This is a genomic window from Methylocystis suflitae (genome assembly GCF_024448135.1).
In the GTDB taxonomy this organism is placed as follows: domain Bacteria; phylum Pseudomonadota; class Alphaproteobacteria; order Rhizobiales; family Beijerinckiaceae; genus Methylocystis; species Methylocystis suflitae.
Genome location: NZ_JAMRYX010000242.1, coordinates 10511 through 25190, shown reverse-complemented (window position 1 = coordinate 25190; position 14680 = coordinate 10511). Strand labels below are relative to the sequence as shown.

The window sequence follows — 14680 nt, the reverse complement described above, 5'->3', positions numbered from 1 at the left end:
AAATGCATGACGCGAGGGTTCGACCATGCCGCAGAGCGCAGAACACGTCCTAGACCATTTCGACCTCTTCAGAGGTCCCGAGTACCAGCAGATGCTGGCGAACAAAAAGAAGATGTTCGAAAACCCGCGCGATCCGGCCGAAGTCGAACGCGTTCGGGAATGGGCCAAGACCCCCGAATATCGCGAGAAGAACTTCGCTCGCGAGGCGTTGACGGTCAATCCGGCCAAAGCCTGCCAGCCGCTCGGCGCGGTCTTCGCCGCCGTCGGTTTCGAGCAAACGATTCCATTCGTTCACGGTTCGCAGGGCTGCGTCGCCTATTATCGCAGCCATCTGTCGAGGCACTTCAAGGAGCCAAGCTCCTGCGTGTCCTCGTCGATGACCGAGGACGCGGCGGTGTTTGGCGGCCTCAACAATATGATCGACGGCCTGGCCAACACCTACAACATGTATAAGCCGAAGATGATCGCCGTCTCGACCACCTGCATGGCGGAAGTCATCGGCGACGATCTGAACGCCTTCATCAAGACCTCGAAGGAAAAGGGTTCAGTTCCGGCCGAATACGACGTTCCCTTCGCCCACACCCCTGCCTTCGTCGGCAGCCACGTCACTGGCTATGACAATGCGTTGAAGGGCATCATCGAGCACTTCTGGGACGGCAAGGCTGGCACGGCGCCCAAGCTCGAGCGCACCGAGAATGACAAGGTCAACTTCATTGGCGGCTTCGACGGCTATACGGTCGGCAATATGCGCGAAGTCAAGCGCATCTTCGGCTTGATGGGCATCGACTACACAATCCTCGCGGACAACAGCGAAGTCTTCGACACGCCGACCGACGGCGAGTTCCGCATGTATGACGGCGGCACGACGCTGGAAGAAGCCGCGGCAGCTATCAACGCCAAGGCGACGATCTCGATGCAGGAATATTGCACCGAGAAGACGCTGCCGCTGATCGCCGCGCATGGTCAGGAAGTCGCCGCCTTCAATCATCCGATTGGCGTCTCCGCGACCGACAAGTTCCTCATGACGCTGTCGCGCATCACCGGCAAGCCGATCCCCGAAGAGCTGGCGCGCGAGCGTGGTCGCCTGGTTGACGCGGTGGCCGATTCGAGCGCGCATATTCATGGCAAGAAATTTGCCATCTACGGCGATCCGGATCTGTGCCTCGGCCTCGCCGGTTTCCTTCTGGAGCTTGGCGCCGAGCCGACGCATATCCTCGCAACGAATGGCGGCAAGGCCTGGGCGGAGAAGGTGCAGAAGCTGCTCGACTCCTCGCCGTTCGGCCAGAATTGCCACGTCTATCCGGGCAAGGATCTTTGGCACATGCGTTCGCTGCTCTTCACCGAGCCGGTGGATTTCCTGATCGGCAACACCTACGGCAAATATCTCGAGCGCGACACCGGCACGCCGCTGATCCGCATTGGCTTCCCGATCTTCGATCGCCATCATCACCACCGCTATCCGGTGTGGGGCTATCAGGGCGGCCTGAACGTTCTGGTGTGGATCCTCGATCGCATTTTCGAATCGATCGACGCCACCACCAACGTGCCGGCGAAGAGCGACTATAGCTTCGACATCATCCGTTAAGACGATGTGGCTCCCGCCCCTGCGGCGGGAGCCACAACTTGCTTGCAGTAATGCTGTCGCAACGTGAAGGAGAAGAGGCATGAGTTCGCTTTCGGCCACGATCCAGGACGTTTTCAACGAGCCGGGCTGCGGTAAGAACGCGAACAAATCAGAAGCCGAACGTAAGAAGGGGTGCACCAAGCAATTGCAGCCCGGGGGCGCGGCTGGAGGTTGCGCCTTTGATGGCGCCAAGATCGCCCTTCAACCTCTCACCGACGTCGCCCATCTCGTGCACGGCCCCATCGCTTGCGAGGGCAATAGCTGGGACAATCGCGGCGCGAAGTCGTCGGGCTCCAATCTGTGGCGCACCGGCTTCACCACCGACATCAATGAGACAGATGTCGTTTTCGGGGGCGAGAAGCGGCTGTTCAAATCGATCCGCGAGATCATCGAGAAATACGATCCGCCGGCGATCTTCGTCTATCAAACATGCGTGCCAGCGATGATCGGCGATGATATCGACGCTGTGTGCAAAGCGGCGCGCGAGAAATTCAACAAGCCGGTCATTCCAATCAACTCGCCGGGCTTCGTCGGGCCGAAAAATCTCGGCAACAAGCTTGCTGGCGAGGCGCTGTTGCAACATGTGATCGGCACGGAAGAACCAGAATATACGACGCCCTACGACCTCAACATCATCGGCGAATACAATCTGTCCGGAGAATTGTGGCAGGTGAAGCCGCTGCTCGATGAGCTCGGCATCCGCATCATGGCCTGCATCTCCGGTGACGGAAAATATAAGGAGGTCGCCTCCTCGCATCGCGCCAAGGCCGCGATGATGGTCTGCTCCAAGGCGATGATCAACGTCGCGCGCAAGATGGAGGAGCGCTACGGCATCCCCTTCTTCGAAGGCTCCTTCTACGGCATCGAGGATAGCAGCGACTCACTGCGCGAGATCGCGCGCATGCTGATCGAACGCGGCGCGCCGGCTGAATTGATGGATCGAACCGAGGCGCTGATTGCGCGGGAAGAGGCCAAGGCCTGGGCGGCGATCGCCAAATACAAGCCGCGCTTTGAAGGCAAAAAAGTGCTGCTGATCACCGGCGGCGTCAAATCCTGGTCGGTCGTCGCCGCGCTGCAAGAGGCGGGTCTCGAGCTTGTTGGCACGTCGGTCAAGAAGTCGACCAAGGAAGACAAGGAACGCATCAAGGAGCTGATGGGCCAGGACGCCCATATGATCGAGGATATGACGCCGCGCGAAATGTACAAGATGCTCAAGGATGCGCGCGCCGACATCATGCTCTCGGGCGGCCGCTCGCAGTTCATCGCGCTGAAGGCCTCGATGCCTTGGCTCGACATCAACCAGGAGCGGCATCACGCCTATATGGGCTATGTCGGCATGGTGAAGCTGGTCGAAGAGATCGACAAGGCGCTTTACAATCCCGTTTGGGCGCAGGTGCGCAAGCCGGCGCCTTGGGAGAAATCCGGCGACAATTGGCAAAGCCGCGCGATGGCGCAGGCGGAGGCCGAGGCGGCGGCGCTCGCCGCCGATCCCGTGAAGGCGGAAGAGGTTCGCCGCGCGAAAAAGATTTGCAATTGCAAGAGCGTCGAACTCGGCGTGATCGAGGATGCGATCCTCGCGAACAACCTCTCGACGGTCGAGGGCGTGCGCGACGCGACAAACGCCTCGGGCGGCTGCGGCGCTTGCGCCGTGCGCATTGAGGAAATTCTCGAGCAGATGGTCTCGGCCTCTCACGCGATCGCGGCGGAGTAACGCAATGGCGACCGTCACCGTTAGCAAGAAGGCCTGCTCCGTCAATCCACTCAAGATGAGCCAGCCGATCGGCGGCGCGCTGGCGTTCATGGGCTTGCGGGGCGCCATGCCGCTCCTGCACGGCTCCCAGGGCTGCACGTCTTTCGGCCTGGTGCTGTTTACGCGACATTTCAAAGAAGCCATTCCGATGCAGACGACCGCGATGAGCGAAGTCGCAACGGTCCTCGGCGGCTATGAAAACGTCGAGCAGGCGGTGCTCAACATCTACAACCGCACGAAGCCGGAGATCATCGGCATTTGCTCGACCGGCGTCACCGAGACGAAAGGCGACGACGTCGATGGCTACATCAAGCTTATTCGCGAGAAGAACGCGGCGGTCGCGCATCTGCCGATCGTCTATGTATCGACGCCCGACTTTAAGGACGCTTTCCAGGACGGCTGGGAAAAGACGGTGACGCGCATCGTTGAGACGATGGTCGAGGCGCCAAAGAGCGCCGCACGGCGCGATCCGACCAAAATCAATGTGCTGCCAGGCTGCCATCTGACGCCTGGCGACCTCGATGAATTACGCACGATCATCGAGGATTTCGGCTTGGAGCCGACTTTTCTGCCAGATCTCGCCGGCTCGCTTGACGGCCACATACCGGACGATTTTACCCCGACGACGATCGGCGGCGTCGGCGTCGAAGAAATTTCGATGATGGGACAGGCTGGCTGGACGATCGCGATCGGCGCGCAAATGCGGCGCGCCGCCGAAGCCATGCAACAGAAAACCGGCGTTCCATTCCGGCTGTTCGAGCGGCTGTGCGGACTCGAGGCCAATGACGCGCTGATGGCCTTCCTGACCGAGATCAGCGGTCGACCGGCGCCGATGAAATATCGCCGCCAGCGCGGCCAGCTCGTCGATGCGATGCTGGACGGTCATTTCCATATCGGCGGGCGGAAACTCGCGGTCGGCGCCGAGCCGGACCTGCTCAACGAGATCGGCGGGTTGTTGACCGAGATGGGCGCGCAACTTCTTGTCGCGGTGACGACCACGCAATCGCCGGTGCTCGAACGACTGCCCACCGAAGAGGTGCTGATCGGCGATCTCGAAGACCTCGAGAATTTGGCGAAGGCCAAGGACTGCGATCTGATGGTCACCCATTCGCACGGCAGGCAAGCGGCCTCTCGCTTGAAGATACCGTTCTTTCGCATGGGCATTCCGATGTTCGACCGCCTCGGCGGCGGCCATCAATTGATGGTCGGCTATCGCGGCGCGCGCGATCTGATCTTTGACTTCAGCAATCTGCTGATGGCCGATCACGAAGATAACCACGAACCGACACCCGACAGCTGGCGCGATGGCGTCGGCCCGTCGCACGCCGCAACCTCGCACTAGGGGCGAAAACGGAGGCGCTATGAAAGTCGCATTCGCAACCCAGGATTTGAAACGCGTCGACGCGCATTTCGGCTGGGCCAAGAACATCGCGATCTATGAGATCGGTCCGGAAGGTCACGAATTCGTCGAGGCGATCCAATTTGACGGCGATCTCAAGGAAGATGGCAATGAGGACAAGCTCGCGCCGAAGATCGACGCGATCAAGGATTGCGCCATTCTCTACGTCGCGGCGATCGGCGGCTCTGGCGCCGCGCGAGTCGTCGCCAACAACATTCATCCGATGAAGGTCAATCAGCCGGAAGCCATCTCGGACCTCCTGGACAAGCTCCAGGAAGTGCTGAGGGGCGTGCCGCCGCCATGGCTGCGCAAAGCATTGACCAAGGGAAAAGAGCGCGTGCTCGATTTCGAAGAGTGAGGAACGCCCATGTCTGAACCTACCGCCGTGCTCGAGAAAACTCCGGTCGCCGAGCTTCCGTTCATGAAGGAGCTCATCAAGGTCTGGCGCGCCCAGGACACGCATGGGACCTGGGAGACGAAAGGCGATCTCGATCTCCTGGCTCCCTATGTCCTCGACAAAGAGGCGCGCCGCGCGCTGCCGATCATCGGCGATCCCGACCCTGAGACGATCTGGCGCATGGAGCTCTTCTTCAACGCCATCGCGCTCTCCATCGAACGCGCCACGGGCGTCATGATCTCGCCCATGCTGAAGATGAGCCACGAGGGTTTCGGCCGCATGGTGCTGATCGGCGGACGCTTGATCGTTGTGAACAAGCAGTTGCGCGACGTGCATCGCTTCGGATTCGACAGTTTCGAGAAGCTCGCGGCGGAAGGCGACAAATATGTTCAGTCCGGCGTCGAGATGATCGAAAAATTCCCGGACGTCGCAAAATACTGAGGTGAGCGATGAGTGAGATCGACGATCTGAAGGCTGAAATCAAAAAGCTTTCGGCAAAGGCGATGCAGGCCAAAATGGATCTGCATGATCTGTCCGAAGAACTGCCGATCAATTGGCCCACCATCCCCGAGGTTGCGCAAAAGGCGCATGAAGCTTTCGCCGAGCTGGAGAAGAAGCGCGCAAAGTTGAAGTCCCTGGAGACGGTCTAACTCGAGAAAGAAAGCATACGGCCATGTCACAAGCGACGCGCGATGGGCGCGATTGGTGTCCGGAATACCTTGTTGCGATCGATCCCGGTAAATGCATCGGTTGCGGACGCTGTTTCAAGGTGTGCGGTCGCGACGTGATGACGCTGAAAGGCCTGAACGAGGACGGCGAACTGGTTGCGCTGGACGACGATGAGGACGAAGAAGTCGAAAAGAAAATCATGGTGATGAATGATATCGGCGCCTGCATCGGCTGCGGCGCCTGCGCGCGCGTGTGTCCGACCAATTGTCAGACGCATGCGGCGGAAGACGTAGCGCTGGTATGAGAAAAAATGCGAGCCTCCATAAGGGGGCTCGCAAACGCAAAGCCTAAATTACGCTACTCGATGCCCTGCTCGCGCGCCTTCCACATGGCGGCGATGCGGAAGCGTTCCGCAATCGCGATTGGATCGGCCAGCATCATCGCCTGAGCGTCGGCGAGCGCCTTCCTGACGATGGCCGTCTCTTCCGCGTTCAGCGCGACGCGGCCGGCCACATGGGTGGCGTCCGGCATGATCGACCAGATCTTTCGCTTTGCGGGGTGCATTTTCACCTCGGTGAGGTCGACAGCCTCGAGAACGCCGTCAAGATAGAGCGCAAAGCCTTTCACTTCGAGTTTTCGTCCATCTTCAGTGGTCTTCACGAGAGTCGTCATCGTCACTCTTCCTGTTGCGCGAGCCAGCCATAGCCGCCCTGATCCCAAAGTTGGGCGAGCAGCTTATCTGCATTCCAGTCGGGGTATTGGAGCTTCAATTCGTCATAGTCCTTGAGAAAGCGCGCGGCGTCGTCGTCGCGCAGTTCAGCGATCATCCCGTCGGCTTTGTTGTGGAGCGTGAAGCGCGTCCGATCGGCCGCCGCGGAGAGAGCATATTCGTCTCCCGTTTCGAGCTCATGGTCGTCGCGACAGCCCACGCGCTACACTCCTCTTAAGCCGCCACTGCCGCTTGTTCGGCGCGTTCCCACTCCGCCCAGGATCCGTCGTAGACCGCAACATCGGCCCGTCCGATGATATAAAGCGCCAAGGCGTCCATGCAGGACGTCATGCCCGAGGCGCAGGTGGTCACGATCGGCTTGCTAAGATCGACGCCGGCGGCTTCGAACCGCGCGCGTAACGCCTTGGAGTCGAGGAGCACGCCTGTCTGCGGATCGACCAGATCGGCCCAAGGCACGTTCACGGCGCCCGGAATATGTCCGAGCTTCTTGAAGGGAAAGACGTCGGCTTGCGAGCCGTCGAATTTGCCCGGCCCGCGCCCGTCGACGATCTGCTCGCCGCCGTTCGCGACAACGCTCATCACTTGATCGAAACTGCGGACAAGCTCCGGCCTGAACTTTGACGTGAAGGTCCTAGGTTGCGGACGCACCGGCGACATTTCGGTTGGATGTTTGGCGGCGATCCATTGGTTGAATCCGCCGTCGAGCATCGCGACGTTGTCGTGACCGAATACGCGGAACATCCACCACACGCGCGCGGCCGCCGAACCGCCGAAGAGCCGATCGTAGACGATAACGCGATCGCCGTCCCCAATACCGAGCAGTCCGACTTTTTTGGCGAAGTCAGCTTCACTCGGCAGCATATGCGGCAGATCGGAACTTGAATCGGCGATGTGATCGACGTCGAAATGAACCGAGCCCGGCAAATGCCGGCCGCGATACTGATTGCGGCCGTCGAGGTTGGTGCTCGGATGATGCCATGTGCAGTCGAGAATGCGAATGTCGCCGTCACTCAGATGCTCGGCGAGCCATGCCGCGCTGACGAGCGCGCCGGTCAGGGGTTCAGCCATCGGTCGGACCTCATGTCTCTAAGTTCACAATAGTCGCGCCTCGCCATGCGTCAGGGGGCGACGGGAAGCGGATAACCGGAGCGCGGACGCGTGCCGTAATAGTCGGGCCGCTCCGGCCAATCGCCCTGCTTGATAGTGAATTTGACCACTTTCACCGGGGCGCCGGGCGAGCAGGAGACCTCGGCGAATTTGATTTCACGATCGCCGCTGCCGGCGGAAAAATCCGCGACCACCGTGCCGTCGGCCTTGCGCGCGCGCGCAAATCCGGGCGTGCCGGTCGTGGACGCCGGAACGGAATCGGCGACGAACAAGGGCGTCTCAACGCCGTCGGTCGAGGGACCAAACGCCGGCGAGGCGAACGTAAAGACCGCCAGCACGCCACTGCGATCGACCGCGATGTCCGCCGTCGCCGGGCGCGCGACGGAGTAGACGGTCAACGTGCCGCCGCTCAGCAATTCCTTCAACTCGTCCGGCGAGCAGTTGGCGAATTCGGTGGCCAGATTCATCTGCGACTCCTTAGCTGTGCAACTCCAGCCGGAGGTTCAAGTTTCGTGCCATGACGTCCCATAGTTCGGCCGTTCGCGCGTCGCCCAGAATCTTGCACATTAATTGCTATCCCCTGCATCTAACAGGGAGCGTACGACGCAACATGTTGGACGTGGCGATCATCGGCGGCGGTCTATGCGGTTTGGCGCTGGCGCGAAAGCTCCACCTTCGCGGGCAAGAGTTTGCGATCTTCGAGGCGCGCGATCGCCTTGGCGGGCGCATTCTCACGGCGCCGCGCGGCGATGGCGGCGGCTTGGATTTAGGCCCGACGTGGTTTTGGCCGAAAACACAGCCGCTGATCGCGCAACTCATCAAAGAACTTGCTCTGCCGGACTTCGCGCAGCATGACGAAGGAGCCGTCCTGCATTTGCGCGAGGCTGAAAAGAGCGCCGAACGCATCGAAGACAAGCGCCTTTATGATGACGCGCGGCGTCTGCACGGCGGGATGGCGATCTTGGTGGAGGCTTTGGCCAGCGCACTGCCGCCGGCCAACGTGCATCTCGGTCACGAACTGGCGAGCCTGCGCGATTGCGGCGACCATGTCATGCTCGAATTCAAGACCGGCGAGGAACCCATGGAGATCGCGGCGCGTCGCGTCGTTCTTGCTCTGCCGCCGCGCTTGCTGCGCGAGACCGTTCGCTTCACGCCGCCGTTTGACGAGGCGACGGACCAAGCCATGCTTGGCGCCGAGACCTGGATGGCGGCGCAGGCGAAGGTTGCATTGGAATATCGCGACGCCTTTTGGCGCGAGCAGAGCCTCTCCGGCTCCGCTTTCGTCACGCATGAGCAAGCCGTGATCGGCGAAATCTTCGACGCCTGCGACATGGCGGCGGGTCTTCATGCGCTTGGCGGCTTTCTTGCTCTCAACGCCGACTTGCGCGAGTCCTTCGGCGTGGGTCTGCCGGTGTTGCTCGAGAGCCAAATCTGCAATGTATTTGGCCGTAATGTCGAACCCCTGCACATTCACTATCAGGATTGGGCGAAGGAGCGACTAACGTGTAGCGCGGCCGACCGCACGCAGCAGGGCGGCGACGGTTCGCACGACGTCGCGAATCCTCTGTTGCGTCAAGCGCTGTGGGACAAGAAGCTCTTTCTCGGCGGTTCGGAAACCGCGGCGCGCAACGCCGGTTATCTGGAAGGCGCCTTGGACGCCGCGAGACGCATCGAGCGCGTCTTGGCCTTGCTCGAGGCGAAAAAGGCGACCTCCGGCGACGCCCACTTCGACGATATGCCGGTGAACGAGGCGAGTCTGGCGCGTTTTTCCGCTTGGGTGGACGCTCGCGCCGACGAGGTCTTTGAAAATTATCGCCGGCGGCTCAACCGGGCCCTGGCGTCGCAAGAGCGCGACAATCTCACGCAGGTGGCTGTGCTGGGGGCGATGGAGGAGGTGTTCCAGCAGGCGCTCCGCCTGTTGGCGACGCTTCCCTTCGAAATGGACGACGTCGTGATCGAACGTGGCCGCACCGAGCTCACGCCGCGCATCCAAAAGCCTTTTGGCGACTTGCTGCAGTCCATCATGGACGACGTGGTCGCCTTCAACCAGACGTCCTGCGCCCTTTCCAACTTCCCGGGCGAACATAAATTGTCTCAGGACTACACTCGGGTCATCATGCAGGACATTGCAGCGGCCTGGCGGGAATTTTCGCTCGCGGCGAATGGACTATTGCTGGCGAAGCGGCGCGAAGCGCAAAGGCAGGAGGTGTCGTGATGAGCGAGCAGGGAACGACGATCGAGCAGGACGAGGCGACGCCGGAAGTCGTCGTCTACGCCTTTTGCGCGATGAGCGACATTCCGAGCCAGAAGGCGCGCGGCTTCAACCTCGTGCGGCTCGACGACAACGGCGCAGAGAAGCCGTTTCCGATCGTCGTCGTGCGTTGGGGCAAGCAAGTGTTCGGCTATCTGAACAAATGCCCGCACGACGGCGTCAATCTTGATTGGGAGAGAAATACCTTCCTCGAGCCTAATTACGGCCTTCGCCTGATGTGCGGCAAGCACGGCGCCCTGTTTGAACTTGGCACCGGCATGTGCATCGAGGGCCCGTGCAAGGGACGCGGCCTCGCTCCTGTCGATCTCGTGGTCGTCGACAATGATATTTGCGTCGTCGGCATCCCACTGGCGGAAGATGTCGACGAAGACGCCGAAGAAGGGGAATGCGCAGGCGACTGAAGAGGGCGCGATCCGCCTCCGCCTCGGGCTTCCATTCGGTGGAAAGTTCGCGCCGATGCGCGGAGCTGGCGGAGCTAAAGATCTGATGTCCGCGGCGTCGTCCCTCAAATCGCATCGCGATTGAACCGCTCTCTAGAGCGCGCTCCGATTCCACTTCTTTGCGGCGCGCTCTAGAGCAGGGACAGTGGCGGTCGGAGCCGGCGTTCGGCCGGCCCCGATGTATCAAACTGGCCGGTTTTCGTTGCGGTTCTTGACCGGCTCCATTCGCTCGACGCCCTGCTGATAAGCGATGACCTCGTAAGCGTCGTTGAAATTCAGCGCGGTGTCGAGAAGAACGTCGAGCTTGCCGCCGGTGTCGAGCTTTTTGATGTCGTTCTTGTCGACCATGGCGAGATCCATCATCTCCTTCCACACCGTCGACTCGTCGCAGGGCAGCACGTTGTAGGTGATCTCGCCGAGCTTGACGCGGAACTTCGCCAGCAGGTCGACATTGTTGCAGAACATGAAATAGGCGCCAGTCGGCGAGAGGAGATCGCCGATCACTTCGTGGGCCGTTTCGAGGTAGGCGAAATTATGCAGATAGCCGGCGAGGATCGGGATCGTCGCTTCGCCTTCGTTCGCGAAGGTCAGCACCTGCTCGATGGAAAAATCCGGCGGGCGTTTTTCGTCGGCGACCTGCTCCTGAAATTTGAGCGCGATGTCGCCCCGAAAACCGAAGCGCCCCGGCTTGCCGGTCGGCCCCTTAAGCACTGCGTTGAGCAGGCGGCCCTCCCGATCCAGCCGAGCAAGGGCAGTCTTCTCAATTTGAGTCATCGACAGTTCTCCGCTTTGCAATCCTTACGCAGCATCCGCGCGGGGGATCCTTCGTTACGCCGCGCCTCATGCAAAAACTTCGCCGCAGTTTCGAAGCGTCGAAGAGGCGATCGGCGCGATGGAAGCGACACGGCGCGGTGGGCAATGTGCGAAACATGACAAAACCACCCGATATTCCGGGGCTCGCGGCCCGTTTAGTGCGCGATTGTCGCGGCACATGAATTGCTTTGAACCAGGCAGCCGCATTTGGATACTGGAAGAGCGACATGATCAACCTGACCGACAGCGCCCTAAATGCAGTGCAGACGGCCATTTCCAGCGCCGCGGATCCCGTCGATGGGCTGAGGATCATGGTGGAGGCCGGCGGCTGCGCTGGCTACCAATACAAAATGGGCCTCGTGCGCGAAGCCAGTCCCGACGACACGGTGATTGAGCGCAGCGGGGTCAAGGTGTTCATCGACAACACCAGCCACGAACTCCTGACCGGCACGACCATCGACTATGTCGTCGCGGTGCAGGGCTCGGGTTTCACCTTCGACAATCCGAACGCGCAATCGAGCTGCTCCTGCGGCAAGTCTTTCGGATAATTTCGGCCCGACTTCACAATTATCAGAGCGCGTCCGCGGGACTGCGTTGCGGAGGACGAAGCGATGTTGCACGAAGATCAGAAGAACGAAGAAGCCGGCCAGCTCGAAGCGGCTCCGTCGCCGGAGCGCGAGCAAGTCATTCGCGCGGTCATCGACGAGATCCGTCCCAATCTGCGCCGCGACGGCGGCGATTGTGAGCTCATCGAGATCTGCGGCAACAAAATCATGGTGCGACTCACTGGCGCCTGCGTGCTCTGCAAGTTGAGCAGCGCGACGCTCGAGGGCATCCAGGCCAAGCTGATCGAAGAACTCGGCGAATTCGTGCGGCTGGTGCCTGTGCCGGGTGCTGCGGCGCGTCTTTGAGCGAGAGTGTCGATGCGGCGCGTCTATCTCGACAATAACGCGACGACGCGCACCGACCCTGAGGTCGTCGCGAAAATGCTGCCGTTTTTTAGCCAGGAATTTGGCAACGCTTCGTCATCGCATGGTTTCGGCGTCGAGGTCTCGGGCGCGGTCCGGGAGGCGCGACGCAGCGTCCAGGCGCTGCTCGGCGCGGCGCATGATCACGAGATCGTGTTCACCTCTGGCGGTACGGAATCCGACAATGCGGCGATCTTGGCCGGGCTCGCGGCGCGCGAGGGTCGCGACGAGATCGTGACCACCGCCGTCGAGCACCCCGCGATCCTGTCGCTCGTCGAGCATCTGCAAAAGACTCGCGGCGTCGCCGTCCATCTCATCGGCGTCGACGCGCGCGGGCGCATTGATCTCGACGCCTTTCGCGCGGCGCTGGGGCCGAAGACCGCGATCGTTTCGGCGATGTGGGCGAACAATGAAACCGGCACGCTGTTTCCCGTCGAAGAACTGGCGCGTCTCGCACATGAGGCAGGCGCTTTGTTTCATACCGACGCCGTGCAAGCGGTCGGCAAGATTCCGATCGATCTGAAAACGACGCAGATCGATTTTCTTTCGGTTTCCGGGCATAAACTGCATGGCCCGAAGGGAATCGGCGCGCTCTATGTGCGCAAGGGCACGAAATTCGCTCCTTTCATTCGCGGCGGCCACCAGGAACGGGCGCGCCGCGGCGGGACGGAGAATACGCCTGGGATCGTCGGACTGGGCGCTGCCGCCGAATTGGCGCGATTGCGTCTGCACGAAGACGCCGCCCATATCGCGGCCTTGCGTGACAGGCTTGAACGCGGCGTGACGCAGCGGATCGGCCAATGTCAGGTTTCCGGCGACGTCGACAATCGGCTCGTCAACACATCCAACATCGCTTTTTCCGACATAGAAGGCGAAGCGGTGCTGACCCATCTGGATCGCGCCGGCATCGCCGCCTCGACCGGCTCGGCCTGCACAGCGGGATCGACCGAGCCTTCGCATGTGCTGCGGGCGATGAACGTGCCGGAAGAGTCGTTGCATGGCGCGATACGATTCTCCCTATCGCGAGAAAACACGATTGAAGAGATCGACGATGTTCTGGAGACCCTGCCCGGCATCGTCGCCAAGTTAAGGGAAATCGCGCGGGCCTCGCGCGATACGGAAGCGCAGCTGCTCACGAACTAGCGCGGGCGCGATGACCGCTCCAAAGGAGTCGATGTAATGAAGATCATGATCCGCCGTTCGCCAGAGACCGGCTTGTCCATCTACGTCCCTAAAAAAGACCTGGAAGAGCCGATCGTTGAAACCGAGCACGAGAGTCTGTGGGGCGGCTGGATCAAGATCGCCAACGGCTGGGTTCTCGATCTTCCTGAAATGGCGGCCGGCACTTCGCTTCCGATAACGGTCAATGCGCGCAAGCGCGGCGAAGAGGAGTGAAGCGATGAACGCGCCATTTGACAGCTATGTCCTCCTTGAAGGCGAAAAAGCCGAAGACGCGCTCGGCAAAATCGCCGCTGAGCTGAAGACGGGGACCGTCATTCCCTATCTTGGTCCTGGGTTGACGCAGCTCTCGCCAACCGAGGTCCCGATGACGCCCGAGGCGCTCGCCGCGTTCTTCGGAACCAAGGTGGCGCTGCCAAAACGCGCCAAGGGCAACGCCTGGGCAAGCGCGCAGCACATCGAGAACATGAAGCATCGTTCGACAGTCTCGACATTGATGTCGCAGGCCTTCAACGACGCCATCGCGCCGACGCCGCTGCACGTCTACCTTGCGTCGCTGCAGCTGCCAATGATCGTTGACAGCTGGTACGACGCGACGATGCGTTCAGCGCTCGAAGGCCGTAGCGATTGGGGCGAAATCCAGGGCATCACCCGGGCCGGCATTGGCGAGGACCGTTGGTACCGGTTCTACGAAGCCGACGGAACGGAATCCACCAAGGAAAAAGCTGACGCCTGGAAGACCATCCTCTATAAGCCGCATGGCAGCATTGCGCCCGCCAAGAATTTTCTGATCTCCGACGCGGATTACGTCGAGGTGCTGACAGAGATCGACATTCAGACGCCCTTGCCCGAAGCGGTAAAGAATCGCCGGTCCGAGCGCAGCTTCCTGTTTGTCGGCTGTCGCTTCCACGATCAATTGTTGCGCACATACGCCCGGCAGATCATGAAGCGCTCGACGACGACGCATCACGCCATCGTCGATCCGGCCGCGCTGACGAAAAACGAGCTGAAGTTCCTCACGATCCAGGGCATCATACCGATCGCGCTGCCCATCGATCGCGCTTGCGAGATCCTGATCCGCTAAGGGAGTCTTGCCTTATTCCGATGCCTGGGCGCTGCGGCGGGCGAGCCTGCCAAAGCGCTCGGTGATTCGTGCGCGTCGGCGGAAGCTGCATGGCCGAAACTGCCATCGCGTCTTCAGCGAAAAAGCCTAGCCAAACAAATTTCGACGGATGTTGCATTTTTTACATTCATTCTTGATTGCCGCGTCTCGCTTGTCAGCAAAGGCACAGGCCCTCAGGGCTCCTTCGGTTGACCTCTTCACACTGCGGC

19 protein-coding genes are annotated in these 14680 nt (G+C 60.8%); 14 read left to right on the top strand and 5 right to left on the bottom strand.

Features of this window, described 5'->3' with window-relative positions; all coding sequences use genetic code 11:
• Nucleotides 1–25: 25 nt before the first annotated feature.
• The 7 genes from nifK (at nt 26) to fdxB (ending at nt 6143) form a co-directional block, all read left to right on the top strand.
• Nucleotides 26–1585, top strand: a complete 1560-nt coding sequence (nifK, locus tag NEI07_RS19270) for a nitrogenase molybdenum-iron protein subunit beta (protein WP_256036903.1) — start codon at nt 26–28, stop codon at nt 1583–1585.
• A 79-nt stretch (nt 1586–1664) separates the two neighbouring features.
• Entirely contained in the window at nt 1665–3335 is a 1671-nt protein-coding gene (gene nifE, locus NEI07_RS19265; RefSeq protein ID WP_256036900.1) for a nitrogenase iron-molybdenum cofactor biosynthesis protein NifE, read from the top strand.
• A gap of 4 nt (nt 3336–3339) precedes the next feature.
• Nucleotides 3340–4716 (top strand): nitrogenase iron-molybdenum cofactor biosynthesis protein NifN, encoded by a 1377-nt coding sequence (nifN, locus tag NEI07_RS19260; RefSeq protein WP_256036898.1) that lies wholly within the window; start codon nt 3340–3342, stop codon nt 4714–4716.
• 19 nt (nt 4717–4735) lie between these two features.
• Nucleotides 4736–5131 (top strand): nitrogen fixation protein NifX, encoded by a 396-nt coding sequence (nifX, locus tag NEI07_RS19255; protein WP_256036896.1) that lies wholly within the window; start codon nt 4736–4738, stop codon nt 5129–5131.
• A 9-nt stretch (nt 5132–5140) separates the two neighbouring features.
• On the top strand, nt 5141–5611 hold the full coding sequence (locus tag NEI07_RS19250) for a NifX-associated nitrogen fixation protein (protein WP_256036894.1): 471 nt from the start codon (nt 5141–5143) through the stop codon (nt 5609–5611).
• A gap of 8 nt (nt 5612–5619) precedes the next feature.
• Entirely contained in the window at nt 5620–5820 is a 201-nt protein-coding gene (locus NEI07_RS19245; protein WP_014892109.1) for a CCE_0567 family metalloprotein, read from the top strand.
• Between the two features lie 23 nt (nt 5821–5843).
• A complete protein-coding gene (gene fdxB, locus NEI07_RS19240) occupies nt 5844–6143 on the top strand; it encodes a ferredoxin III, nif-specific (protein WP_014892110.1) in 300 nt (99 codons plus the stop codon).
• Nucleotides 6144–6196: 53 nt separating this feature from the next.
• Here fdxB and NEI07_RS19235 read toward each other — a convergent pair whose 3' ends face one another.
• From NEI07_RS19235 to NEI07_RS19220, 4 genes are read right to left on the bottom strand one after another with little or no spacing between them, the layout of a single operon-like run.
• A complete protein-coding gene (locus NEI07_RS19235; protein ID WP_256036889.1) occupies nt 6197–6511 on the bottom strand; it encodes a hypothetical protein in 315 nt (104 codons plus the stop codon).
• A 2-nt stretch (nt 6512–6513) separates the two neighbouring features.
• Nucleotides 6514–6768, bottom strand: a complete 255-nt coding sequence (locus NEI07_RS19230) for a hypothetical protein (protein ID WP_256036887.1) — start codon at nt 6766–6768, stop codon at nt 6514–6516.
• A gap of 14 nt (nt 6769–6782) precedes the next feature.
• Nucleotides 6783–7637: a sulfurtransferase gene (locus tag NEI07_RS19225; RefSeq protein ID WP_256036886.1), complete on the bottom strand. Its 855-nt coding sequence runs from the start codon at nt 7635–7637 to the stop codon at nt 6783–6785.
• 50 nt (nt 7638–7687) lie between these two features.
• Nucleotides 7688–8143, bottom strand: a complete 456-nt coding sequence (locus tag NEI07_RS19220) for a hypothetical protein (RefSeq protein ID WP_256036885.1) — start codon at nt 8141–8143, stop codon at nt 7688–7690.
• 143 nt (nt 8144–8286) lie between these two features.
• Here NEI07_RS19220 and NEI07_RS19215 point away from each other — a divergent pair, with 143 nt between their 5' ends.
• Together NEI07_RS19215 and NEI07_RS19210 are read left to right on the top strand one after the other, a co-directional pair.
• Nucleotides 8287–9891 (top strand): flavin monoamine oxidase family protein, encoded by a 1605-nt coding sequence (locus tag NEI07_RS19215; RefSeq protein ID WP_256036884.1) that lies wholly within the window; start codon nt 8287–8289, stop codon nt 9889–9891.
• Entirely contained in the window at nt 9891–10349 is a 459-nt protein-coding gene (locus NEI07_RS19210; RefSeq protein WP_256036883.1) for a Rieske (2Fe-2S) protein, read from the top strand. The genes NEI07_RS19215 and NEI07_RS19210 overlap by 1 nt, the downstream gene beginning before the upstream one ends.
• Before the next feature lie 222 nt (nt 10350–10571).
• Here NEI07_RS19210 and NEI07_RS19205 read toward each other — a convergent pair whose 3' ends face one another.
• Nucleotides 10572–11162, bottom strand: coding sequence for a hypothetical protein (locus NEI07_RS19205; protein ID WP_256036882.1), 591 nt, complete (start codon nt 11160–11162; stop codon nt 10572–10574).
• Nucleotides 11163–11428: 266 nt separating this feature from the next.
• Here NEI07_RS19205 and NEI07_RS19200 point away from each other — a divergent pair, with 266 nt between their 5' ends.
• From NEI07_RS19200 to NEI07_RS19180, 5 genes are all read left to right on the top strand, one after another.
• Nucleotides 11429–11749 carry an iron-sulfur cluster assembly accessory protein gene (locus NEI07_RS19200; protein ID WP_014892118.1) on the top strand — a complete coding sequence of 107 codons (321 nt, stop codon included), beginning with the start codon at nt 11429–11431 and terminating at the stop codon, nt 11747–11749.
• A 63-nt stretch (nt 11750–11812) separates the two neighbouring features.
• A complete protein-coding gene (locus NEI07_RS19195) occupies nt 11813–12112 on the top strand; it encodes a NifU family protein (RefSeq protein WP_256036879.1) in 300 nt (99 codons plus the stop codon).
• Between the two features lie 12 nt (nt 12113–12124).
• Nucleotides 12125–13312, top strand: coding sequence for a cysteine desulfurase NifS (nifS, locus tag NEI07_RS19190; protein ID WP_256036877.1), 1188 nt, complete (start codon nt 12125–12127; stop codon nt 13310–13312).
• Between the two features lie 36 nt (nt 13313–13348).
• The gene (gene nifT / locus NEI07_RS19185; protein ID WP_256036875.1) at nt 13349–13564 is read left to right on the top strand and encodes a putative nitrogen fixation protein NifT; all 216 of its coding nucleotides are present in this window, start codon (nt 13349–13351) and stop codon (nt 13562–13564) included.
• Nucleotides 13565–13568: 4 nt separating this feature from the next.
• Nucleotides 13569–14432: an SIR2 family NAD-dependent protein deacylase gene (locus NEI07_RS19180; protein ID WP_256036874.1), complete on the top strand. Its 864-nt coding sequence runs from the start codon at nt 13569–13571 to the stop codon at nt 14430–14432.
• Nucleotides 14433–14680 lie beyond the last annotated feature (248 nt).

Bases quoted from the DNA above. Each gene is read 5' to 3' on its own strand.
- nifK (WP_256036903.1), top strand. From the start codon at position 26: ATGCCGCAGAGCGCAGAACACGTCCTAGACCATTTCGACCTCTTCAGA.
- nifE (WP_256036900.1), top strand. From the start codon at position 1,665: ATGAGTTCGCTTTCGGCCACGATCCAGGACGTTTTCAACGAGCCGGGC.
- nifN (WP_256036898.1), top strand. From the start codon at position 3,340: ATGGCGACCGTCACCGTTAGCAAGAAGGCCTGCTCCGTCAATCCACTC.
- nifX (WP_256036896.1), top strand. From the start codon at position 4,736: ATGAAAGTCGCATTCGCAACCCAGGATTTGAAACGCGTCGACGCGCAT.
- NEI07_RS19250 (WP_256036894.1), top strand. From the start codon at position 5,141: ATGTCTGAACCTACCGCCGTGCTCGAGAAAACTCCGGTCGCCGAGCTT.
- NEI07_RS19245 (WP_014892109.1), top strand. From the start codon at position 5,620: ATGAGTGAGATCGACGATCTGAAGGCTGAAATCAAAAAGCTTTCGGCA.
- fdxB (WP_014892110.1), top strand. From the start codon at position 5,844: ATGTCACAAGCGACGCGCGATGGGCGCGATTGGTGTCCGGAATACCTT.
- NEI07_RS19235 (WP_256036889.1), bottom strand. From the start codon at position 6,511: ATGACGACTCTCGTGAAGACCACTGAAGATGGACGAAAACTCGAAGTG.
- NEI07_RS19225 (WP_256036886.1), bottom strand. From the start codon at position 7,637: ATGGCTGAACCCCTGACCGGCGCGCTCGTCAGCGCGGCATGGCTCGCC.
- NEI07_RS19220 (WP_256036885.1), bottom strand. From the start codon at position 8,143: ATGAATCTGGCCACCGAATTCGCCAACTGCTCGCCGGACGAGTTGAAG.
- NEI07_RS19215 (WP_256036884.1), top strand. From the start codon at position 8,287: ATGTTGGACGTGGCGATCATCGGCGGCGGTCTATGCGGTTTGGCGCTG.
- NEI07_RS19210 (WP_256036883.1), top strand. From the start codon at position 9,891: ATGAGCGAGCAGGGAACGACGATCGAGCAGGACGAGGCGACGCCGGAA.
- NEI07_RS19205 (WP_256036882.1), bottom strand. From the start codon at position 11,162: ATGACTCAAATTGAGAAGACTGCCCTTGCTCGGCTGGATCGGGAGGGC.
- NEI07_RS19200 (WP_014892118.1), top strand. From the start codon at position 11,429: ATGATCAACCTGACCGACAGCGCCCTAAATGCAGTGCAGACGGCCATT.
- NEI07_RS19195 (WP_256036879.1), top strand. From the start codon at position 11,813: ATGTTGCACGAAGATCAGAAGAACGAAGAAGCCGGCCAGCTCGAAGCG.
- nifS (WP_256036877.1), top strand. From the start codon at position 12,125: ATGCGGCGCGTCTATCTCGACAATAACGCGACGACGCGCACCGACCCT.
- nifT (WP_256036875.1), top strand. From the start codon at position 13,349: ATGAAGATCATGATCCGCCGTTCGCCAGAGACCGGCTTGTCCATCTAC.
- NEI07_RS19180 (WP_256036874.1), top strand. From the start codon at position 13,569: ATGAACGCGCCATTTGACAGCTATGTCCTCCTTGAAGGCGAAAAAGCC.